Annotated in this window: 18 protein-coding genes; 12 read left to right on the top strand and 6 right to left on the bottom strand. The window is 69.3% G+C overall.

Annotation, left to right across the window (positions count from 1 at the left end):
• The first annotated feature begins 151 nt into the window (after window positions 1–151).
• Window positions 152–3,310, top strand: a complete 3,159-nt coding sequence (locus ACIQM4_RS22070; RefSeq protein WP_401594060.1) for an efflux RND transporter permease subunit — start codon at window positions 152–154, stop codon at window positions 3,308–3,310.
• An 84-nt stretch (window positions 3,311–3,394) separates the two neighbouring features.
• Here the strand turns inward: ACIQM4_RS22070 and ACIQM4_RS22065 are convergent, their stop codons facing one another.
• Complete coding sequence (locus ACIQM4_RS22065) at window positions 3,395–3,784, bottom strand: YciI family protein (RefSeq protein ID WP_401594057.1); 390 nt, start codon at window positions 3,782–3,784, stop codon at window positions 3,395–3,397.
• A gap of 96 nt (window positions 3,785–3,880) precedes the next feature.
• Entirely contained in the window at window positions 3,881–5,086 is a 1,206-nt protein-coding gene (gene nadA / locus ACIQM4_RS22060) for a quinolinate synthase NadA (RefSeq protein ID WP_401594055.1), read from the bottom strand.
• Between the two features lie 297 nt (window positions 5,087–5,383).
• On the opposite strand from nadA, the gene ACIQM4_RS22055 reads away from it, so the two are divergent.
• Window positions 5,384–5,740 (top strand): HesB/IscA family protein, encoded by a 357-nt coding sequence (locus ACIQM4_RS22055; protein WP_384344809.1) that lies wholly within the window; start codon window positions 5,384–5,386, stop codon window positions 5,738–5,740.
• 120 nt (window positions 5,741–5,860) lie between these two features.
• Here the strand turns inward: ACIQM4_RS22055 and ACIQM4_RS22050 are convergent, their stop codons facing one another.
• Together ACIQM4_RS22050 and ACIQM4_RS22045 are read right to left on the bottom strand one after the other, a co-directional pair.
• Complete coding sequence (locus tag ACIQM4_RS22050) at window positions 5,861–7,369, bottom strand: hypothetical protein (protein WP_401594052.1); 1,509 nt, start codon at window positions 7,367–7,369, stop codon at window positions 5,861–5,863.
• A gap of 174 nt (window positions 7,370–7,543) precedes the next feature.
• The gene (locus ACIQM4_RS22045) at window positions 7,544–7,762 is read right to left on the bottom strand and encodes a hypothetical protein (RefSeq protein ID WP_401594051.1); all 219 of its coding nucleotides are present in this window, start codon (window positions 7,760–7,762) and stop codon (window positions 7,544–7,546) included.
• A 203-nt stretch (window positions 7,763–7,965) separates the two neighbouring features.
• Here ACIQM4_RS22045 and ACIQM4_RS22040 point away from each other — a divergent pair, with 203 nt between their 5' ends.
• Window positions 7,966–8,940 (top strand): carbohydrate kinase family protein, encoded by a 975-nt coding sequence (locus tag ACIQM4_RS22040; protein ID WP_401594048.1) that lies wholly within the window; start codon window positions 7,966–7,968, stop codon window positions 8,938–8,940.
• Window positions 8,941–9,006: 66 nt separating this feature from the next.
• Here ACIQM4_RS22040 and ACIQM4_RS22035 read toward each other — a convergent pair whose 3' ends face one another.
• Window positions 9,007–10,395 carry a cysteine desulfurase/sulfurtransferase TusA family protein gene (locus ACIQM4_RS22035; protein ID WP_401594046.1) on the bottom strand — a complete coding sequence of 463 codons (1,389 nt, stop codon included), beginning with the start codon at window positions 10,393–10,395 and terminating at the stop codon, window positions 9,007–9,009.
• A gap of 297 nt (window positions 10,396–10,692) precedes the next feature.
• On the opposite strand from ACIQM4_RS22035, the gene coxB reads away from it, so the two are divergent.
• From coxB to ACIQM4_RS22015, 4 genes are all read left to right on the top strand, one after another.
• The gene (gene coxB / locus ACIQM4_RS22030; RefSeq protein ID WP_401594043.1) at window positions 10,693–11,691 is read left to right on the top strand and encodes a cytochrome c oxidase subunit II; all 999 of its coding nucleotides are present in this window, start codon (window positions 10,693–10,695) and stop codon (window positions 11,689–11,691) included.
• Window positions 11,688–13,430 (top strand): cytochrome c oxidase subunit I, encoded by a 1,743-nt coding sequence (ctaD, locus tag ACIQM4_RS22025; RefSeq protein ID WP_401594041.1) that lies wholly within the window; start codon window positions 11,688–11,690, stop codon window positions 13,428–13,430. Before coxB ends, ctaD begins: the two co-directional genes overlap by 4 nt.
• Entirely contained in the window at window positions 13,427–13,825 is a 399-nt protein-coding gene (locus tag ACIQM4_RS22020) for a cytochrome c oxidase subunit 4 (protein ID WP_401594039.1), read from the top strand. The genes ctaD and ACIQM4_RS22020 overlap by 4 nt, the downstream gene beginning before the upstream one ends.
• 156 nt (window positions 13,826–13,981) lie before the next feature.
• Window positions 13,982–15,235: an Ig-like domain-containing protein gene (locus ACIQM4_RS22015; RefSeq protein ID WP_401594036.1), complete on the top strand. Its 1,254-nt coding sequence runs from the start codon at window positions 13,982–13,984 to the stop codon at window positions 15,233–15,235.
• A gap of 45 nt (window positions 15,236–15,280) precedes the next feature.
• Here the strand turns inward: ACIQM4_RS22015 and ACIQM4_RS22010 are convergent, their stop codons facing one another.
• Entirely contained in the window at window positions 15,281–15,703 is a 423-nt protein-coding gene (locus ACIQM4_RS22010; protein WP_401594033.1) for a hypothetical protein, read from the bottom strand.
• A 250-nt stretch (window positions 15,704–15,953) separates the two neighbouring features.
• Here ACIQM4_RS22010 and ACIQM4_RS22005 point away from each other — a divergent pair, with 250 nt between their 5' ends.
• The 5 genes from ACIQM4_RS22005 (at window position 15,954) to trpD (ending at window position 21,376) form a co-directional block, all read left to right on the top strand.
• Entirely contained in the window at window positions 15,954–16,574 is a 621-nt protein-coding gene (locus tag ACIQM4_RS22005) for a heme-copper oxidase subunit III (RefSeq protein WP_189821776.1), read from the top strand.
• A gap of 79 nt (window positions 16,575–16,653) precedes the next feature.
• A complete protein-coding gene (locus ACIQM4_RS22000; protein ID WP_401594030.1) occupies window positions 16,654–17,463 on the top strand; it encodes a c-type cytochrome in 810 nt (269 codons plus the stop codon).
• Entirely contained in the window at window positions 17,460–18,521 is a 1,062-nt protein-coding gene (locus tag ACIQM4_RS21995; protein ID WP_401594028.1) for a Rieske 2Fe-2S domain-containing protein, read from the top strand. Before ACIQM4_RS22000 ends, ACIQM4_RS21995 begins: the two co-directional genes overlap by 4 nt.
• Window positions 18,518–20,155, top strand: a complete 1,638-nt coding sequence (locus ACIQM4_RS21990) for a cytochrome bc complex cytochrome b subunit (RefSeq protein ID WP_401594025.1) — start codon at window positions 18,518–18,520, stop codon at window positions 20,153–20,155. The genes ACIQM4_RS21995 and ACIQM4_RS21990 overlap by 4 nt, the downstream gene beginning before the upstream one ends.
• Window positions 20,156–20,311: 156 nt before the next feature.
• Window positions 20,312–21,376 (top strand): anthranilate phosphoribosyltransferase, encoded by a 1,065-nt coding sequence (gene trpD / locus ACIQM4_RS21985; RefSeq protein ID WP_401594023.1) that lies wholly within the window; start codon window positions 20,312–20,314, stop codon window positions 21,374–21,376.
• The last annotated feature ends 129 nt before the right edge of the window (window positions 21,377–21,505 follow it).

The raw sequence follows: 21,505 nt of genomic DNA, 5'->3' as shown, positions 1-21,505 counted from the left end.
CTGATCGTATGAACGGACCCTCGTGACGCACGCGGACGCCCGTCCGCCGCGCCTCGTGACGCACACGGACGCCGTCCGCCGCGGCACGCGAGCGGAACCGGGGCCGCCTGCCCCGCCCGCCACAGATCGCCACAGAAGAGAGACCCCACCCATGTCCTGGCTGTCCAGGTTCAGCCTCGCCCAGCGGGCCTTGATCGGGCTGATATCGATCGTCGCGATCGTGTTCGGCGCGATCGCGATTCCGCAGCTCAAGCAGCAGTTGCTGCCCACGATCGAACTCCCGATGGTGTCCGTGATCGCCCCTTACCAGGGCGCCGCACCCGATGTGGTCGAGAAGCAGGTCGTCGAGCCGCTGGAGAACTCGCTCAAGGCCGTCGACGGCATCGAGGCCGTGACGTCCACGGCGAGCGAGGGCTCCGCCGTGATCATGGCCCAGTTCGACTTCGGGGACGACGGCACCAAGCAGCTCGTCGCCGACGTCCAGCAGGCCGTGAACCGCTCCAGGGCCCAGCTGCCCAAGGACGTCGACCCGCAGGTCGTCGCCGGTTCGACCGACGACCTGCCGACCGTCACCCTCGCCGTGACCTCGGACCAGGACCAGCAGGCGCTCGCCGACCGGCTGGACCGTTCGGTCGTCCCGGTGCTCCAGAACATCGACGGCGTCAGCCAGGTCACCGTCGCGGGTGTCCAGGACCTCCAGGTCGCCGTCACCCCGGACGACGCCAAGCTGGCCGCCGCCGGGCTGAACGCGATGACGCTCGGCCAGGCCCTCCAGCAGGCGGGCGCCACCGTTCCGGCGGGCGCCTTCGCCGAGGACGGCAAGAGCCGCACCGTGCAGGTCGGCGGCAGCCTCACCTCGCTGCGCCAGATCGAGGACCTGCGGATCAGCGGCCAGGCCACGCCCGGTCAGACCCCGCCGAGGCCCGTCCGCCTCGGTGACGTGGCCACGGTCAAGGAGCAGCCCGCCGCGGCCACCTCCCTGACCCGCACCAACGGCAAGCCCAGCCTGTCGCTCTCGGTCACCATGGACCAGGACGGCAGCGCGGTCGCCATCTCCGACGCGGTCAAGGACAAGCTCCCCGAGCTGCGTGCGAGCCTCGGCGCCGGCAGCGAGCTGACCACCGTCTTCGACCAGGGCCCCTCGGTCTCCAAGTCGATCTCCGGCCTCACCACGGAGGGTGCGCTCGGTCTGGCCTTCGCGGTCGTCATCATCCTGATCTTCCTGGCGTCGATCCGCTCGACGCTGGTCACCGCGATCTCCATCCCGCTCTCCGTGGTGCTGGCGCTGATCGTGCTGTGGACCAGGGACCTGTCCCTCAACGTCCTCACCCTCGGCGCGCTGACCATCGCGATCGGCCGGGTCGTCGACGACTCGATCGTCGTGCTTGAGAACATCAAGCGCCACCTCTCCTACGGCGAGGAGCGCTACGCGGCGATCACCACCGCGGTCAAGGAGGTGGCCGGCGCGGTCACCTCCTCCACGCTCACCACGGTCGCGGTGTTCCTGCCGATCGGTCTGGTCGGCGGCATGGTCGGGCAGCTCTTCGGTTCGTTCTCCATCACGGTGACGGCCGCCCTGCTGGCCTCGCTGCTCGTCTCCCTCACCGTGGTCCCGGTCTTCTCGTACTGGTTCCTGCGCGCGCCGAAGGGCTCCGAGGGCGTCGCGCCCGAGGAACTGCGCCGCCGCTCCGAGGAGAAGGAGAACAAGAGCCGCCTCCAGCGGATGTACGTCCCCGTGCTCCGCTTCGCGACCAAGCGCCGCCTGGTCAGCGTGGCGATCGCCCTCGTGGTGCTCGTCGGCACGTTCGCGATGGCCCCGCTGCTGAAGACCAACTTCTTCGACCAGGGCGAGCAGGACACCCTCTCGCTCACCCAGAAGCTCGACCCCGGCACCAGCCTGCAGGCCTCGGACGCCGCGGCCCTCAAGGTCGAGAAGGTCATCGAGTCCGTCGACGAGGTCAAGGACTACCAGGTCACCGTCGGCTCCTCCGGGATGATGGCCGCCTTCGGCGGTGGCTCGGGCGCCAACCAGGCCTCGTACCAGCTCACTTTGAAGAGCGCCGAGGACACCGCGGCGGCCACCGAGGAGCTTGAGGACAAGCTCGCCGCGCTCAAGGGCGCCGGCGACACCAAGGTCGGTGCGGGCGGCGGCTTCGGCAGCCAGGACCTGAGCGTCGTCGTCAAGGCGGCCGACGCGGCCACCCTCACCAAGGCGACGGAGCAGGTACGTTCCGCCGTCGCCGGGCTGAAGGACGTCACCGACGTCACCAGCGACCTCGCGCAGTCCGTGCCGCGCATCTCCGTCAAGGGCACCCCGAAGGCCGCCGAGGCGGGTCTGAACGACGCGGCGCTCGGCGCGGTCGTCGCCCAGGCCGTCCAGGGCACCCCGTCGGGCAAGGCGATGCTGGACAGCACCGAGCGCGACATCGTCATCAAGGCGGCCAGGCCCGCCACCACGATGGAGCAGCTGAAGAAGCTGCCGGTCGGCCCGGGAGCCACCCTCGGCCAGATCGCCGACGTGAAGCTCGTCAACGGCCCGGTCTCGATGACCCGCATCGACGGCGCCCGCTCGGCGACCGTCACCGCCAAGCCGGTCGGCGACAACACGGGTGCGGTCGGCACCGCGCTCCAGTCGAAGATCAACGACATCAAGGCGGACCTGCCCGCGGGCGCGAGCGTCGAGATCGGCGGTGTCTCCTCCGACATGGACGACACCTTCGGCAAGCTCTTCCTCGCCATGCTGGCGGCCGTCGCGATCGTCTTCATGCTGCTGGTCGCGACCTTCAGGTCGCTGATCCAGCCGCTGATCCTGCTGGTCTCGATCCCGTTCGCGGCGACCGGCGCGATCGGCCTGCTGCTCGCCACCGGTACCCCGATGGGCGTTCCGGCGATGATCGGCATGCTGATGCTCATCGGCATCGTGGTCACCAACGCGATCGTGCTGATCGACCTGATCAACCAGTACCGGGCCCAGGGCCTGGGCGTCGTCGAAGCAGTCGTCGAGGGCGGCCGGCACCGACTGCGCCCGATCCTCATGACGGCACTGGCGACGATCTTCGCGCTGCTGCCGATGGCACTGGGCATCACGGGCGAGGGCGGTTTCATCTCCAAGCCGCTCGCCATCGTGGTGATCGGTGGTCTGATCACGTCGACCCTGCTGACCCTCCTCCTCGTACCGACCCTCTACGCCATGGTGGAGCTCCGCAAGGAGCGCCGGGCGGCGAAGAAGGCGGCCAAGCGGGGCGGGGTGACGACGCAGGGCGCGGACACCGGCACGAAGGACGACGACCGCGAGCACGCGACCGTCTGATCCTCGTCAGGACATGAGTAAGGGGCGCCCTCCCTGGAGGGCGCCCCTTACTCATGGGTGCTCGGACTCACCGGTGCTCACGCGTCAGACCGTGGGGTCGTCCGGGACCGGGTGCACCTCGACCGGGTCGTTGCCCGGCTCGCCGCCGGGGCCGGGACACGCGGAGGCGCGGGCGGCGATCTCGTAGGCCCGCTCCTCGCTCTTGACGTCGACGACCCAGTAACCGGCGAGGATCGGCCCCTTCATGGCCGGGCCGTCGGTGACCTGGGGCTTCCCGTCGGACCCGGCCCGTACCGTCTTGGCCAGCGAGGGCCCGCCGAGCCCGCGCGCCTCGACCATCTCGCCCGCCGCGGTCAGTTCGTCGTTGAGGTTCTCCATGTGGGCGAACATCGCCCGCATGTCGTCCTGCGAGTACGAGGACATGACGCTGTCCCACGCATCGGCGTCCACGTTCAACTGGATCATGTACAGCATGGCGCTCTCCTCGGGCCGACGGGCTTCGTACGGCGTTCCGTACGGTGCTGAAGGGTGGACCGCCCCTTCAAGCGAAACTCATCGGCCCCTGGACCGCTACGGGAGCGCCAGCATCCGTTCCAGCGCCAGCTTGGCGAAGCTCTCCGTCTCCCGGTCGACCTCGATCCGGTTGACCAGGTTGCCCTCGGCCAGCGACTCCAGGGTCCACACCAGGTGGGGCAGGTCGATGCGGTTCATGGTCGAGCAGAAGCAGACCGTCTTGTCGAGGAAGACGACCTCCTTGTCGGGGTGCGCGTTCGCCAGCCGGCGTACGAGGTTGAGCTCGGTCCCGATCGCCCACCTGGAACCGGCGGGAGCGGCCTCCAGGGCCTTGATGATGTACTCCGTCGAGCCGACCTCGTCGGCCGCCGCGACCACCTCGTGCTTGCACTCCGGGTGGACCAGCACCCGCACGCCGGGGATCCGCGCCCGTACGTCCTCGACCGACTCCACCGAGAACCGGCCGTGCACCGAGCAGTGGCCGCGCCACAGGATCATCTTGGCGGCCCGCAGCTCCTCCACCGTCAGCCCGCCGTTCGGCTTGTGCGGGTTGTAGAGGACGCAGTCGTCCAGGGACATTCCCATGTCCCGCACCGCGGTGTTGCGCCCCAGGTGCTGGTCGGGCAGGAACAGCACCTTGGTCTGCTGGGGCTCTCCCTGCTCGAAGGCCCAGTCCAGCGCCCTCTTCGCGTTCGACGAGGTGCAGATGGTGCCGCCGTGCTTGCCGGTGAAGGCCTTGATGTCTGCGGAGGAGTTCATGTACGAGACGGGCACCACGGAGTCCGCGAGGCCCGCGTCCGTGATCACGTCCCAGCACTCGGCGACCTGCTCGGCGGTGGCCATGTCGGCCATCGAGCAGCCCGCGGCCAGGTCGGGCAGGACGACCTTCTGGTCGTCCGAGGTCAGGATGTCCGCGGACTCGGCCATGAAGTGCACACCGCAGAAGACGATGTACTCGGCCTCCGGCCTGCCCGCCGCGTCCCGCGCGAGCTTGAAGGAGTCGCCCGTCACGTCGGCGAACTGGATGACCTCGTCGCGCTGGTAGTGGTGGCCGAGGACGAAGACCTTGTCCCCGAGCTTCTCCTTGGCCGCGCGGGCGCGCTCCACCAGGTCCGGGTCGGACGGCGAGGGCAGGTCGCCGGGACACTCCACGCCGCGCTCACTCCTGGGGTCGGCCTCGCGGCCGAGCATCAGCAGTGCGAGGGGCGACGGCTGGACGTCGAGGTCGATCTGACGGGGCTGGGCGGTGGTCACGACACGCACCCTTTCTGTTCTGCGATATGCGAGAGGGGCCCGGAATGCAGTAACGGAGGGCCTTTTCGTCGAAATGACGTTATCTATCATAACTGCTTCACGTCACTTTGACGATGCCGATCTCGTCGATGTGACGAATTCCGGGTCGGCGCGGTCACGGACAGTGCGTCCACCGGCCCAGCACCCCTAAGGAGGAGGGTGTGCGAGCATGAAAGAGCAAGACACACGCTCCGGCCCGGAATGAATCCGCGGCCACGCCGGTTGCAACCGTCGGCAAGCAGTCCGTACAACCCGGGAGAGATGTAGATGTCCGTTCAGGACGACAAGACCACCGTGAGCGACGGCATTCTCCTGTCCGACGCCGCCGCGGCCAAGGTCAAGGCCCTGCTCGACCAGGAAGGCCGGGACGACCTGGCGCTCCGCGTCGCCGTGCAGCCCGGTGGCTGCTCGGGCCTGCGGTACCAGCTCTTCTTCGACGAGCGCTCACTCGACGGCGACGTCCTCAAGGACTTCGACGGCGTGAAGGTCGTCACCGACCGCATGAGCGCCCCGTACCTGGGCGGAGCTTCCATCGACTTCGTCGACACCATCGAGAAGCAGGGCTTCACGATCGACAACCCGAACGCCACGGGCTCCTGCGCCTGCGGCGACTCGTTCAGCTAGCAGCAACGCGAAGGCGGTTGCCCCGGACCATCGGGGCAACCGCCTTCGTCATGTCTGGGTGCCTGTCGCCTTCGTCGTGCCCGGCTGCCTGGTAGGGGGCTCGCGCCCGGCCGACGTGGCTCAGGCCTTCGGTACGGCCTTGCCGTCCTCGCCCAGCACGCTCCGGCCCGCCAAGGGCCGCTCCAGCGTGACCGTCTGCGTCAGCTTTCTGGCGACCGCGATGCAGACCCGCTCCGGATCAGGATTCGACTCGACGATCCGCACCCTGACCGTCCCGGCCTCCTCGGCCGCCTCCGCCGCGTAGTCGCTGCACGCGCCGCCCCAGAAGGTGAGGGAGAGCTTGCGGCCGTCCGTACGGTACGACTCGACGTGCCGGTCGGGAGTGGTACCCGGGCCGGCCGTGGGGTCCGTCGCGGGGCCCGTCGCCCGGGGCGGCGCGGGGGTCACCAGGAACTTCGGGTCCACCGCGGGGTACGTCACCGTGTACGGCTTCTCGTCACCCGTCGGCCGCACCCGGAACAGCCACGAGGGGACCAACATCCGCTGCCCGTCCGCGTACTGCGCGGCAAGGCCGAGGGCCGCGGAGTCCACGGTCACCACCGGCCGGGGCACCTGGCGCGGCTCACACGGCGGGGTCTCCCCCCGCGGCGGCCCCGGCTCCACCGGCTCCCCGGCAAGCCCTGACCCCTTCGCCGGTACGGGACCGGTGCAGTCCTCCGGCTTCGGCGGGGCGGCGGACCGGCCGGCCGCGTTGAGCTGCTCCAACGCCCTCGCCGCATCCACGACCGGGTACTCGGCGCCCTTGGTCAGAGCCTTCAGCTGCCCGCTGCCGCCCAGCACCCGGCCGTCGGGACCGACCGGGAGACCGGTCGTCCAGCCGTAGGTCGCCAGCCCGCCGACCACCGGATCCGCGTTGACCACCCGGGCGCCGCCCAGCACCTGCGCCGCGTCCAGCTTCGCGCCGGCGAGGCCCAGCGCCTTCAGCACCGGGGCGGCGGCCTTTTTCGCGGCCTCCTCGCCCACCGGCGTGCCCGTCACACACTGCTTGCCCCGCACGCAGTCGGTGCTGCCGCGGGGCTGCGCGCCGCGTGCGAAGTTCCAGGTGCCGGGCGCCTGCTCGCTCACCCGCAGCTGCGGGCCCGTACCGTCCGGCAGTGCGCCGACCAGCCAGGAACCACCGGCGAGGCGCGGGGTGCCCGCCACGTCGAGGGCCCTTGCCAGCGCGTTCACCTCGTCCGCGCCGACGGTGCCCTGCGCCCGGTGCACCGGGCCGGAAGCGGGTCCTTCCGGCAGCTCGCCCGCGGCGCGGTAGACCACCTGGCCGAACCCACCGCCGTGCGGATCGGGTTCGCCCGGCGCGATCCCCGCCGGCCCGCTGCCACTCGGCGCGGGCGAGGTCACGGCGGAGCCGGTCCCGCCGGAGCCCGCGTCCGTGTACCCGTCGAGTGCGAGCGGCGGGGGAGCGGCGCCGGCACCCCCCGGGCGGCTCACGCCTCCGTCACCCGCGGTGGACGCCCAGTACGCGCCCCCGCCGCCCACCAGCAGCACGGCGACCGCCACGGAGGCGGCGACCGGCGGGGTGCGCCGCCGCCCGGGGGGAGTGGGTCGCGCCTGCTGCTCGCTGCTCACCGGATCGCTCCTTCGCCTGCGCCCGAGGGGCGGCTGATGCGGACGCCCCTTCACAGGAGGCACCGGTGGGACGGCGCGGACGGGCTTCCGGTTCCCGTACCGGGACAGCGCCGCACCCGGATCCGCCCGGTACGCGGGACCAGCCTCCGCACCCGGACCTGCCCCGCACCCCGGTCAGGCCCCGTACTCCGGCATCGCTCCCACCAGCCGGGCCGAGGCCGACGGCACCACGACACCGTGGATCAGCGACGCGGGCACACTCTCGGCGGCGGCGGCGGGCACCGCCCAGTGCGGCACCATGCGGGCGCAGTCGCCGCGCAACTGCGCCCAGCCGCCGTCCGCCTCGGCAGGGGGAACAACGACGGCGGGGGTACGGACGTCTCGCTTCGGCATGCGTGGAGCTCCCGTGCTCAAGGGGTCCGACGGATCCGCGGAACCCCGGTCTCCTCGCACCGTAGGCACCTGCCGCCTCAGCACAAAAGCCCTACTATCGGGTAGTTTTGCCGCTTCGGCCGTACGGGCGGGACCCGGTAGCTTGAACTGTCACGCCTGTCATCGTCAGTCTTCCCACCATCCCCGCAGGGAGCAGCCCCGTCGTGCGTATCGCAGTCACCGGCTCCATCGCCACCGACCACCTGATGACCTTCCCCGGCCGTTTCGCCGACCAGCTGGTCGCGGACCAGCTGCACACGGTCTCCCTCTCCTTCCTCGTCGACAACCTCGACGTGCGGCGCGGAGGGGTGGGCGCCAACATCTGCTTCGGCATGGGGCAGCTCGGCAGCAGGCCGATCCTGGTCGGCGCGGCCGGCTCCGACTTCGACGAGTACCGCGCCTGGCTCGACCGGCACGGCGTCGACACGGCATCGGTGCGCATCTCGGAGGTCCTGCACACGGCCCGCTTCGTGTGCACGACCGACTCCGACCACAACCAGATCGGCTCCTTCTACACGGGGGCGATGAGCGAGGCCCGCCAGATCGAACTGAAGTCGGTGGCCGACCGGGTCGGCGGCCTGGACCTCGTCCTGATCGGTGCGGACGACCCGGAGGCGATGCTGCGTCACACGGAGGAGTGCCGGGCGCGGACGATCCCGTTCGCCGCGGACTTCTCGCAGCAGATCGCGCGCATGTCGGGCGACGACATCCGCACGCTTCTGGAAGGCGCCACGTACCTCTTCTCCAACGAGTACGAGAAGGGCCTCATCGAGTCGAAGACCGGCTGGACGGACGCCGAGATCCTCGCCAAGGTCGGCCACCGGGTCACCACGCTGGGCTCGCGCGGCGTGCGCATCGAGAAGCTCGGCCTCGACACGATCGAGGTCGGCTGCCCGGAGGAGGAGGCGAAGGTCGACCCGACGGGTGTCGGCGACGCGTTCCGCGCCGGATTCCTGTCCGGTCTGGCGTGGGGTGTGTGCCTGGAGCGGGCGGCCCAGGTCGGCTGCATGCTGGCGACCCTGGTGATCGAGACCCTGGGCACCCAGGAGTACGCCCTGAGCAGGGCGGGCTTCATGGACCGCTTCGCCAAGGCCTACGGCGACGAGGCGGCGGCAGAGGTCCGCGGCCACCTGAGCTGAACACCCCGGGGCCGCCTCCCGCACGGGGGGCGGCCACCGCGCGCGAGGCCCCGCCCTGCACGGCCGCTAGCCCACCCTCCGCACCACGTACGCCGTCCCCCGCTCCCGCTGCTCCTCACCCACGTACTCCTGGCCGCGCATCTCGCACCAGGCCGGGATGTCCAGGCGGGCCGCCGTGTCGTCGGCGAGGACGGTGACCGTGCCGCCGGGCGGCACGGACCCGATCACCTTCGCCAGCTCGATCACCGGGATCGGGCACCGCTTTCCGAGCGCGTCCACCACGACGGAGGAAACGGCCGCGTCGTTCGGCGCCGGGGGTGCGGGCTCCGGTGCTCCCAGGGCCGACCGGACCCCGGCGACCGCCCCCGGCAGCACCTCCAGGAACCTCTCCACGTCCGGGGCCGCCGTCCCCCGGGGCAGCGAGACCCGCACGTTGCCCTCCGACAACACGCCCATCGCGCGTAGCACATGGCTCGGCGTCAGTGTGCTGCTCGTGCAGGAGGAGCCCGACGAGACCGAGAACCCGGCGCCGTCCAGCGCGTGCAACAGGCTCTCCCCGTCCACGTACAGGCACGAGAACGTGACCAGGTGCGGCAGTCTGCGTACCGCGTCCCCGACCACCTCCACGTCCGGCACCAGCTCCGGCACCCGTGTCCTGATCAGGTCCACCAGGGCCCGCAGCCGCTCCGCCTCCTCCCGGGCCTCCGCCCGCACCGCGCGCAGCGACGCCGCGGCCGCGACGATCGCCGGCAGGTTCACGAAGCCGGGGGAGCGGCCCGACTCGCGTTCGTCCGCGGGCCCCTGCGGCGCGTACCGCACTCCCTTGCGCACCACCAGCAGGCCGACCCCGGCGGGCCCGCCCCATTTGTGGGCACTGGCGGTCAGCAGCGACCAGTCGCCCGCCACCGGGCCCCACCCCAGCGACTGGGCCGCGTCCACCAGCAGCGGCACACCCACCTCCCGGCACTGCTGTGCGACTTCCGCCACCGGCTGGACGGTGCCGACCTCGTGGTTGGCCGACTGCAGACAGGCCAGCGCGGTGTCCGCGCGCACCTCTTGTGCGAAGGCCGCGACGTCGACCGCCCCCTCGCGGCCCACCGGGACCTCGCTCGCCGACCCGCCGTCCGCCACCTGGCGGGCGGCCGACTGGAGTACCGACGAGTGTTCGACCGCGGAGGTCACCAGGTGGCGGCCGACACGCCGACGCGCCGCGAGGGTTCCGGCAATTCCCGAGTGCACCGCGTGCGTGCCCGAAGGGGTGAAAACGAGCTCGTCCGGACGGCACCCCACGGCCTCCGCCGCCGCCTCCCGGGCGGCGTCGAGAAGCATCCTGGCGCGTCGCCCCTCGCGGTACAGGCGGGCCGGGTCCGCCCACCCCTCGTCCAGGGAGGCAAGCAGCGCCTGGTGGGCGACGGGGTGCAGGGGGGCGGCGGACGCGGCGTCGAAGTAGGGCACCCGGCCACGCTAGCCGCCGCCGTCCGGCGCTCCCGTACCGCCATCGGGGGAGGGGGCGTCAGTTCCCGGGCGGAGGCGGGGGTTCCGGCCGCCGTGCCCCGGCGGCCCGCGGCGGAGCCACCCCTTCGGGGTGGGGTGCGGCGCGTTGGGCACCCTCCCCGCGCGACCCCAAATAGCGTCCAGTAGGGTTTGGTCCGCATAAACATCCAAACCCCTGCCCGCGTCAGGGCCGGCGACCGACCAGTCAGACGGCCGCAGCCAACACACGCGCGGGCGAGACTCTCGGGAAGGCGCTACGTGAGTCCCAACGGCTCCGACCGCTCGTCGCGGCGCCCGATGCGGCGGAAGCTGCTCCAGGTGCTGACCGCGGGCGTGGTCCTGGCGACCGCCTCTGGTTGCTCGTACACATGGGAGGACTTCCCCCGTCTGGGGATGCCCACCCCGGTAACGGAAGAGGCGCCGCGGATCCTCTCCCTCTGGCAGGGCTCGTGGGCGGCAGCGCTCGTCACGGGCGTGCTGGTGTGGGGCCTGATCCTGTGGAGTGTCATCTTCCACAGGCGCAGCCGCACCAAGGTGGAGGTACCTCCGCAGACTCGTTACAACATGCCCATCGAGGCGTTGTACACGGTCGCCCCGCTCATCATCGTCTCGGTGCTGTTCTACTTCACCGCCCGTGACGAATCGAAGCTTCTGCATCTCGACGAGAAGCCGACCCACACCGTCAACGTGGTCGGCTACCAGTGGAGCTGGGGCTTCAACTACGTCGAGGACGTGGACGGCAACACGTCCACCGGTCCGCAGACCGATGCCAAGACCGGCTTGAAGACCGGCGTTCCGAAGGAACTCGGCGCGATCCCGGACAAGTACTCCAAGCAGTTCCCCAACGGTGCCGAAGGCGTCTACGACTACGGCATCCCCGGCACCCGGAACCCGGACACCAACAACCCCGGGCCCACGCTGTGGCTGCCCAAGGGCGAGAAGGTCCGGTTCGTGCTGACGTCGCGTGACGTCATCCACTCCTTCTGGGTGGTGCCGTTCCTGATGAAGCAGGACGTCATCCCGGGCCACACCAACGCCTTCGAGGTGACCCCCACTCAGGAGGGCACCTTCCTCGGCAAGTGCGCAGAGCTCTGCGGCGTGGACCACTCCCGGATGCTCTTCAACGTCAAGGTCGTTTCCCCCGAGGAGTACAAGCAGCACCTCAAGGACCTGGCGGAGAAGGGCCAGACCGGATACATCCCGTCCGGTATCGAGCTGACCGACCCGGCCAGGAATGCGGAGACGAACAAACTGTGAGCATCCTCAACGAACCCAAGGGTGCCGCGGCAGCAATCGACTCGTCCGAGAACGAGCTGCCGGTACGGCGCAAGGAGCCGGGCAACGTCGTGATCAAGTGGCTCACCACCACTGACCACAAGACGATCGGCTCGATGTACCTCATCACGTCGTTCGTGTTCTTCATCATCGGCGGACTGATGGCGCTCTTCATGCGCGCCGAGCTCGCTCGTCCCGGCACGCAGATCATGTCGAACGAGCAGTTCAACCAGGCCTTCACGATGCACGGCACGATCATGCTGCTGATGTTCGCGACGCCGCTGTTCGCCGGATTCGCGAACTGGATCATGCCGCTGCAGATCGGCGCGCCCGACGTGGCGTTCCCGCGGCTGAACATGTTCGCGTACTGGCTGTACCTCTTCGGCTCGATCATCGCGGTGGCCGGCTTCCTCACCCCGCAGGGTGCGGCCGACTTCGGCTGGTTCGCCTACTCCCCGCTGTCGGACGCGGTCCGTTCGCCGGGTGTCGGCGCCGACATGTGGATCATGGGTCTGGCCTTCTCCGGCTTCGGCACGATCCTCGGCTCGGTCAACTTCATCACCACGATCATCTGCATGCGCGCACCCGGCATGACGATGTTCCGGATGCCGATCTTCACCTGGAACGTGCTGCTGACCGGTGTGCTGGTCCTGCTCGCCTTCCCGGTGCTGGCCGCCGCGCTGTTCGCCCTGGAGGCGGACCGTAAATTCGGTGCCCATGTGTTCGACGCGGCCAACGGCGGCGCGATCCTCTGGCAACACCTCTTCTGGTTCTTCGGCCATCCAGAGGTGTACATCATCGCGTTGCCATTCTTCGGAATCATTTCCGAGGTGATCCCGGTCTTCAGCCGCAAGCCGATGTTCGGCTACATCGGTCTGATCGCCGCGACCATCGCCATCGCCGGCCTCTCGGTCACCGTCTGGGCCCACCACATGTATGTGACGGGCGGCGTGCTGTTGCCGTTCTTCTCCTTCATGACGTTCCTCATCGCAGTGCCCACCGGTGTGAAGTTCTTCAACTGGATCGGCACGATGTGGAAGGGCTCGCTGTCCTTCGAGACACCGATGCTCTGGGCCGTCGGCTTCCTGATCACCTTCACCTTCGGTGGTCTGACCGGCGTCATCCTGGCCTCGCCCCCGATGGACTTCCACGTCTCCGACTCGTACTTCGTCGTCGCGCACTTCCACTACGTCATCTTCGGCACCGTGGTCTTCGCGATGTTCTCCGGCTTCCACTTCTGGTGGCCGAAGTTCACCGGCAAGATGCTGGACGAGCGGCTCGGCAAGATCACCTTCTGGACGCTGTTCGTGGGCTTCCACGGCACCTTCCTGGTGCAGCACTGGCTGGGCGCCGAGGGCATGCCGCGTCGTTACGCGGACTACCTCGCGGCCGACGGCTTCACCGCGCTGAACACGATCTCGACCATCAGCTCCTTCCTGCTGGGTCTGTCGATGCTGCCGTTCTTCTACAACGTGTGGAAGACCGCGAAGTACGGCAAGAAGATCGAGGTCGACGACCCCTGGGGCTACGGCCGCTCGCTCGAATGGGCGACGTCCTGCCCGCCGCCGCGGCACAACTTCCTCACGCTGCCGCGCATCCGGTCCGAGTCCCCGGCGTTCGACCTGCACCACCCGGAGATCTCCGCGATCGACCAGCTCGAGAACCACCGGGACAACGGCATCGAGTCGCTCGCCCTCAGCGCGAAGGAGTCGGGCAAGTGAAGATCCAAGGCTGGCTGTTCATCTGGCTGAGCGTGTTCGTCGGGATCATGGCCGTCGTGTACGGCGTGTGGTCCAAGGAGCCCGCGGGCACCACGGCGCTCGTCCTGGCCTTCGGGCTGAGCCTCATGATCGGCTTCTACCTGGCCTTCACGGCCAAGCGGGCCGACTCCATGGCCCAGGACAACAAGCAGGCCGATGTCGCGGACGAGGCCGGCGAGCTGGGCTTCTTCGCCCCGCACAGCTGGCAGCCGCTCGCGCTGGGCATCGGCGGCGCGTTCGCCTTCCTGTCGATCGCGATCGGCTGGTGGCTGCTGTTCTTCTCGCTGCCGCTGATCATGGTCGGACTGTTCGGCTGGGTCTTCGAGTTCTACCGCGGTGAGAACCGCACCCAGTAGGACCGCGGACACCGGGGGACCGGCCGCGTGGCGGCGGTGTCCCCTTGAGGGGCCCGAACACCTGAGAACGTTCAGGTGTTCGGGCCCCTCATTCGTTTGCAGTCACATCCGGCCTTCCAGCGCGCCCGGACCGACGACGCTTCATATCGTGTGATCATGAGCCACGCACCCCGAACCTGGACGGTCCTGAGCTGCTCCCTGCTGATCGCCTCCCTGGGGGCGGGCCTGACCGCGTGCGGGGGGCCAGACGGCAGTCCGCTCGCCTCGGCGCCGTACGACGCGGCGCAGCAGATCTCCTTCAACGGGCGGCCGGGCAGCACCGACGTCGACCCGGAGAAGCCCCTGGAGGTCACGGCCAACAGCCAGGACGGCCGGATCACCGACGTCGTCGCCGCGGACGCCGCAGGACGCCAGGTGGCGGGCGAACTCTCCGCCGACGGGGCCCGCTGGCACTCCACCGCCCCGCTGGCCGCAGGGGCCCGGTACACGGTCAGGGTCAGCACCGAGGACGACGAGGGCGCCCCCGGTGTGCGCAGGCTCAGCTTCCAGACCGCCCCCGGCAAGAAGAAGCTGAAGGTCACCTTCGGGCCGGACGAGGGGAAGTACGGCGTCGGGCAGCCGATCACCGCCACGCTCAGCGCCCCCGTCAAGGACCCGCGCGCCAGGGCGGTCGTGGAGCGCTCCCTCAAGGTCGACGCCAAGCCGTCGGTCGAGGGCTCCTGGTTCTGGGTGGAGGACAACCTCCTGCACTACCGCCCGCGTTCCTACTGGGACGCGGGCTCCACCGTGCGGGCGTACAGCAACCTGGAGGGCATCAAGGTCGCCAAGGACCTGTACGGGGCCCCGTCCGAGCCGCTGCGGATCAACATCGGCGACCGCGTCGAGGCCGTCACCGACGCCTCGTCGCACCAGATGACCGTCATGCGCAACGGCGAAGTGATCAACACCATCCCGGTGACCACGGGCAAGCCCGGCTACTCCACCCGCAACGGCGTCAAGGTCGTACTGGGCAAGGAGTACTTCGTACGGATGCGCGGCACCAGCATCGGAATCCCGACCGGTACGAGTGATTCGTACGACCTGCCGGTCTACTACGCGACACGGGTCACCTGGAGCGGCGAGTACGTGCACGCCGCGCCGTGGTCGGTCGGCTCGCAGGGCTACGCGAACGTCAGCCACGGCTGCACGGGCATGTCCACGGGCAACGCCGCCTGGTTCTACGAGACCGTCCGTGCGGGCGACATCGTCAAGGTCGTCGGCAGCTGGGGCGACGAGATGGACCCGTTCGGCAACGGCTACGGGGACTGGAACGTCCCCTGGAACAAGTGGCGCAAGGGCAGCGCGCTGCTCGCCTCCACCGAGGAGCAGCGCGACCGCACGCACACCCCCCGCCTGCGCCCGCAGATCTGAGGGGCGGCGGGGAGCGGCGGGGAAAGGGGCGTGCGGCCGGGCGGTTCAGGCCCGGACGACGGTGTCCTTGCCGCCCGCGAGGCGGGAGCGCAGCAGGGCGGCCAGCGAGGCGGCGAACTCGACCGGCTCGACGGGCAGCGTCACCGCCGCCTCCGCACGGCTCCAGGTGGCCAGCCAGGCGTCCTGCGGGCGGCCCATCAGCAGCAGTACGGGCGGGCAGTTGAAGACCTCGTCCTTGATCTGCCGGCAGACGCCCATGCCGCCGGCCGGGACGCACTCGCCGTCCAGCACGCACACGTCGACGCCCCCGGCCTCCAGCGCCTTCAGCACGGCGGGCAGCGTGGCGCACTCCAGGAACTCGACCGGCGGTACGTCGGCGGCCGGCCTGCGGCCGGCCGCGAGGCGCACCTGCTCGCGGGTGTTGGCGTCGTCGCTGTAGACCAGCACCGTGGCGGTCGGCTGCTGCATTGTTCCTCCGTGACGTCCGGTTACGCGGTGAACTGCGCGGTGCTCTGCGCGGTGATCTCGGTGTTTTCGGGGCTTTCAGGGCTCTGCAGGCGGCCGGCCGGGCCGGTTCCGATGCGCGGATGCTACTCCGTCAGACCCTCCCGCCACACCGGTTCGTACGGTCCTTCGATGGGCCGTTCGGGCAGGACACACCCTCTTGACACTCCGAACGGCACCCCCCGGGGTGAGGGCGGGATAAGCGACCGACATAATGTCGGTCGTGGCGACAGCAACGACAGTAGATACCGGGCACGCGCACCCGTCGGTCAATCGACCGAACCTCACCAGCGTCGGAACCATCATCTGGTTGAGTTCCGAGCTGATGTTCTTCGCGGCCCTCTTCGCGATGTACTTCACCCTGCGATCGGTGACGGGTCCCGAGTTCTGGGCGGAAAAGGCCTCGGCCTTGAACTTTCCGTTCTCGCTGACCAATACCTCGATCCTGGTGCTCTCCTCCCTCACCTGTCAGCTCGGCGTCTTCGCCGCCGAGCGGGGCGACGTGAAGAAGCTCAGGACCTGGTTCATCATCACGTTCGTGATGGGTGCGATCTTCATCGGCGGCCAGGTGTACGAGTACACCGAGCTGGTCAAGCACGAGGGCCTCTCGCTCTCGTCGGACCCGTACGGCTCGGTGTTCTATCTGACGACCGGCTTCCACGGACTGCACGTGACAGGCGGACTCATCGCCTTCCTGCTGGTCCTGGGCCGGACGTACGCCGCCAAGAGATTCACCCACGAGCAGGCGACAGCCGCCATCGTCGTGTCCTATTACTGGCACTTCGTCGATGTCGTCTGGATCGGCCTGTTCGCCACGATCTACATGATCAAGTAATCAGGGCCCACCAACGAACGGGCTCGAGCCCGCAACACTTCCCGCATCGACGCAGAAGATCCTGACACCGGGGTAATCCGTGAAAAAGCTCTCCGCACGACGACGCCATCCGCTGGCGGCGGTCGTCGTCCTACTCCTCGCGCTGGCGGCCACTGGGGGGCTGTACGCCGCACTTGCGCCCGCGGGCAAGGCGCAGGCCGACGACACCTCCCAGTCCCTCGCCATCGAGGAGGGCAAGAAGCTCTACGCCGTTGGCTGCGCAAGCTGCCACGGAACCGGCGGTCAGGGCACCACCGACGGTCCCTCCCTCGTGGGCGTGGGCTCCGCCGCTGTGGACTTCCAGGTCGGCACCGGCCGCATGCCGGCGCAGCAGCCCGGCGCGCAGGTGCCCAAGAAGAAGGTCATCTACACGCAGGCGCAGATCGATCAGCTCGCCGCGTACGTGTCCTCCCTCGGCGCCGGCCCCATCACGCCGACCGAAAGCCAGACCAACCCTGACGGGGCCGACGTCGGCAAGGGTGGCGAACTGTTCCGCACCAACTGCGCGCAGTGCCACAACTTCACCGGCGAGGGCGGCGCCCTGACCCACGGCAAGTTCGCTCCGTCCCTGGCGGACGTCTCGCCGAAGCACCTCTACGAGGCCATGCAGACCGGCCCGCAGAACATGCCCTCCTTCCCGGACAGCACCATGCCGGAGAAGGAGAAGAAGGACATCATCGCGTACGTCAAGGCCGTGAACGGCGAAGAGACCCCGAGCCCCGGTGGCTTCGGACTGGGCAATCTCGGCCCGGTCAGTGAGGGTCTGTTCGCCTGGATCTTCGGTCTGGGTGCGCTCATCGCAGTTGCCGTCTGGGTCGCGGCCCACACCGCTAAGGCCAAGAAGTCATGAGTAGCAACGAGAATCCAGAAGAGGCCCTGCCGGCTGAGCAGGGCAGCGCGCACGGCGCGCACGGCGAGGTAGCACGCCAGGACGATCCGTTCGCGGACCCCGGCCTGCCGGCGCACAAGCCGCGTATCCAGGACATCGACGAGCGGGCGGCCAAGCGGTCCGAGCGCGTCGTCGCCTTCCTGTTCACGCTCTCCATGCTGGCCACGGTGGCGTTCATCGCCTCCTTCGTGGCGTTCCCGATCGACAAGATCGTGTACGTCTGGCCGCTCGGCCACGTGAGCGCGCTGAACCTTTCCCTCGGCCTCACGCTCGGCATCGCCCTCTTCTGCATCGGCGCGGGCGCGGTCCATTGGGCCCGCACCCTGATGTCCGACGTCGAGGTCGCCGACGAGCGCCACCCGATCTCGGCCGAGCCCGAGGTCAAGGCCAAGGTCCTGGCCGACTTCAAGGCCGGCGCCCAGGAGTCCGCGATCGGCCGCCGCAAGCTGATCCGCACCACGATGTTCGGCGCACTGGCCCTGGTGCCGCTGTCCGGCGTCGTCCTGCTGCGCGACCTCGGTCCGCTGCCGGAGAAGAAGCTCCGCGAGACGCTCTGGGCGAAGGGCAAGCTGCTCATCAACCAGAACACGATGGAGCCGCTGCGCGCCGAGGACGTCGTCGTGGGTTCGCTCACCTTCGCCATGCCGGAAGGCCTGAAGGAGGACGACCACGAGTTCAACCAGGAGATCGCCAAGGCCGCCCTGATGATCGTCCGCATCCAGCCGGACGAGATCAAGGACAAGCAGCAGCGCGAGTGGTCGCACGAGGGAATCGTGGCCTACTCGAAGATCTGCACCCACGTGGGTTGCCCGATCAGCCTGTACGAGCAGCAGACGCACCACGTGCTCTGCCCGTGCCACCAGTCCACCTTCGACCTCTCCGACGGTGCCCGAGTCATCTTCGGCCCGGCCGGTCACGCCCTGCCGCAGCTGCGGATCGGCGTGAATGACGAGGGTTACCTCGAAGCGCTGGGCGACTTCGAAGAGCCCGTCGGTCCTGCCTTCTGGGAGCGCGGATGAGTACTGCGACGACATCTACGACCAAGCCGCAGCAGAAGGCACCCGCCGGTGAGCGGGTCGCCGACTGGGCGGACGGACGGCTGGGGATCTACTCCCTCGCCAAGTCCAACATGCGCAAGATCTTCCCGGACCACTGGTCCTTCATGCTCGGCGAGATCTGCATGTACAGCTTCATCATCATCATCCTCACGGGTGTGTACCTGACGCTGTTCTTCCACCCGTCGATGAACGAGATCGTTTATCACGGCAGCTACGCGCCGATGCACGGCATCCGTATGACGGAGGCCTACGCGTCGACGCTGGACATCAGCTTCGACGTCCGCGGCGGTCTGCTGATCCGGCAGATCCACCACTGGGGCGCGCTGATCTTCCTCGCGGCGATGTTCGTGCACATGATGCGCGTCTTCTTCACGGGTGCCTTCCGCAAGCCGCGCGAGGTCAACTGGCTGTTCGGCTTCCTGCTGTTCGTCCTGGGCATGTTCACCGGCTTCACCGGTTACTCGCTCCCGGACGACCTGCTGTCGGGCACCGGTGTCCGCTTCACGCAGGGCGCGATCCTGTCCGTGCCGGTCGTCGGCACGTACATCTCGATGTTCCTGTTCGGCGGAGAGTTCCCCGGCCACGACATGGTCGCCAGGTTCTACTCGATCCACATCCTGTTGCTGCCGGGCATCATGCTCGGCCTGATGGTGGCTCACCTGATCCTGGTCTTTTACCACAAGCACACCCAGTTCGCGGGCCCCGGCCGGACGAACAAGAACGTCGTCGGCATGCCGCTGCTGCCGGTCTACATGGCCAAGGCCGGAGGCTTCTTCTTCCTGGTCTTCGGCATCATCGCGGTCATCGCCGCGGCGTTCACGATCAACCCGGTCTGGGCGCTCGGCCCCTACCGTCCGGACCAGGTGTCCACCGGCGCCCAGCCCGACTGGTACATGGGCTTCGCCGAGGGCCTGGTGCGTGTCATGCCGGGCTGGGAGATCAACCTCTGGGGCCACACCCTGGTCCTGGGCGTGTTCATCCCGCTGGTGCTCTTCGGTGTGATCCTCATGGTCATCGCCGTCTGGCCGTTCCTGGAGTCGTGGGTCACCGGCGACAAGCGCGAGCACCACATCGCGCAGCGTCCGCGCAACAGCCCGACCCGCACCGGGTTCGGCGTCGCCTGGATCACGGTCTACTTCATCGGCCTCGTCGGCGGTGGCAACGACCTGTGGGCCACGCACTTCCACCTGTCGCTCAACTCGATCAGCTGGTTCGTGCGCATCGGCTTCTTCGTCGGTCCGGTCCTGGCGTTCATCGTCACCAAGCGGATCTGCCTGGGCCTCCAGCGCAGGGACGCCGAGAAGGTGCTGCACGGACGCGAGTCCGGCATCATCAAGCGGCTGCCGCACGGCGAGTTCGTCGAGGTGCACGAGCCGCTCGGCCAGGACAAGCTGCACACGCTCACGGCGCACGAGCAGTACGCGCCGGCCGAGATCGGTCCCGAGGTGGACGAGAACGGCGTCGAGCGCAAGGTGGGCGCCACCCAGAAGCTGCGCGCCAAGCTCAGCAAGGGCATGTACGGCGAGGGCAACCAGATCGCCAAGCCCACCGCCGAGGAGTACAAGGAGATCACCAGCGGCCACGGCCACCACTGATCACCTGAACCGGTTCGAGACGAACCGTCATGTTCGCCACGGCGAGAGCCCCGTCCCGCACACCGGGACGGGGCTCTCTGCCGTCCCCGGGGCTGGATAGGGTGTTCCCATCCCTTATCGGCTGCCCTGAGGGGCACGTGGACCCTGGAGCGGACCATGAACGTTGTGACCCCGGCAGGCGGCGACAGCGTGGCGGCCCGCGGCTGGCCGGGCATCCTGAACCTCCTGCTGCGACGCGAGGACCTCGACGCGGACGACACCGCCTGGGCGATGGACCGGATCATGTCCGGGGAGGCCACCGACGCGCAGATCGCCGGCTTCGCGGTCGCGCTGCGGGCCAAGGGCGAGACGGTCGAGGAGGTCACCGGGCTGGTACGGGCGATGTACGCGCACGCCCGCACCATCGAGGTGCCGGGCCCCAGCGTCGACATCGTCGGCACCGGCGGCGACCTGGCGAAGACCGTCAACATCTCCACCATGTCGGCGATCGTCATCGCCGGCACGGGCGCCAAGGTGGTCAAGCACGGCAACCGGGCCGCGTCGTCGGCGAGCGGCTCGTCCGACGTACTGGAGAAGCTCGGCGTCAACCTCGACCTGACGCCGCGGCGGGTGGTGGAGGTCGCGGAGGAGGCGGGCATCACCTTCTGCTTCGCCGTGAAGTTCCACCCGGCGCTGCGGCACGCGGCCAGGGCCCGCAAGGAACTCGGCGCGCAGACCACCTTCAACATCCTGGGGCCGCTCACCAACCCGGCCCAGGTCCGCGCCCAGGCCGTCGGGGTGGCCGACGCCCGGATGGCCCCGATCGTGGCCGGTGTGCTCGCCGCGCGTGGGAACTCCGCACTGGTCTTCCGCGGTGACGACGGCCTCGACGAGCTGACCACCACCGCCACCTCCCGGGTCTGGGTGGTACGGCAGGGGGAGGTCCGCGAGGAGGCCTTCGACCCGCGTGACGTGGGCCTGGGAATCGTCCCGGTGGAGGCGCTGCGCGGGGCCGACGCCTCGTACAACGCGGACGTCGCCCGCAGGCTCCTCGCGGGCGAGAAGGGTCCCGTGCGGGACGCGGTGCTGCTCAACACGGCGGCGGCGCTGGTCGCCCTGAACCCGGGCGGCGGCGACCTGAACGAGGAGATCGCGGCCGGCATCGAGCAGGCCCGCGAGTCCCTGGACTCCGGGGCGGCGCTGCGGGCGCTGCAACGCTGGGTGGCGGCGAGCAACGCCTGAACCCCCTGAGGGGTCGCGCGCGAGACCCGCGCGCGGCCCCTCTGGGTACGTCCGTGTGTGACGCAGAGCGCAGGGGAGATGTCTCATCAACCGGACTGCGCTCTTGCACGGATCCGCTCATGTGGCAGG

It is taken from the genome of Streptomyces sp. NPDC091272 (assembly GCF_044757485.1).
In the GTDB taxonomy this organism is placed as follows: domain Bacteria; phylum Actinomycetota; class Actinomycetes; order Streptomycetales; family Streptomycetaceae; genus Streptomyces.
Note: the sequence above shows the minus strand (reverse complement) of the source record. Positions and strands in the feature narration are given on the sequence as shown.

Coding starts and splice junctions, on each gene's coding strand:
- ACIQM4_RS22070 (WP_401594060.1), top strand. CDS start 152: ATGTCCTGGCTGTCCAGGTTCAGCCTCGCCCAGCGGGCCTTGATCGGG.
- ACIQM4_RS22065 (WP_401594057.1), bottom strand. CDS start 3,784: ATGCTGTACATGATCCAGTTGAACGTGGACGCCGATGCGTGGGACAGC.
- ACIQM4_RS22055 (WP_384344809.1), top strand. CDS start 5,384: ATGTCCGTTCAGGACGACAAGACCACCGTGAGCGACGGCATTCTCCTG.
- ACIQM4_RS22045 (WP_401594051.1), bottom strand. CDS start 7,762: ATGCCGAAGCGAGACGTCCGTACCCCCGCCGTCGTTGTTCCCCCTGCC.
- ACIQM4_RS22015 (WP_401594036.1), top strand. CDS start 13,982: ATGAGCCACGCACCCCGAACCTGGACGGTCCTGAGCTGCTCCCTGCTG.
- ACIQM4_RS22010 (WP_401594033.1), bottom strand. CDS start 15,703: ATGCAGCAGCCGACCGCCACGGTGCTGGTCTACAGCGACGACGCCAAC.
- ACIQM4_RS22005 (WP_189821776.1), top strand. CDS start 15,954: ATGTCGGTCGTGGCGACAGCAACGACAGTAGATACCGGGCACGCGCAC.
- ACIQM4_RS21995 (WP_401594028.1), top strand. CDS start 17,460: ATGAGTAGCAACGAGAATCCAGAAGAGGCCCTGCCGGCTGAGCAGGGC.
- ACIQM4_RS21990 (WP_401594025.1), top strand. CDS start 18,518: ATGAGTACTGCGACGACATCTACGACCAAGCCGCAGCAGAAGGCACCC.
- trpD (WP_401594023.1), top strand. CDS start 20,312: ATGAACGTTGTGACCCCGGCAGGCGGCGACAGCGTGGCGGCCCGCGGC.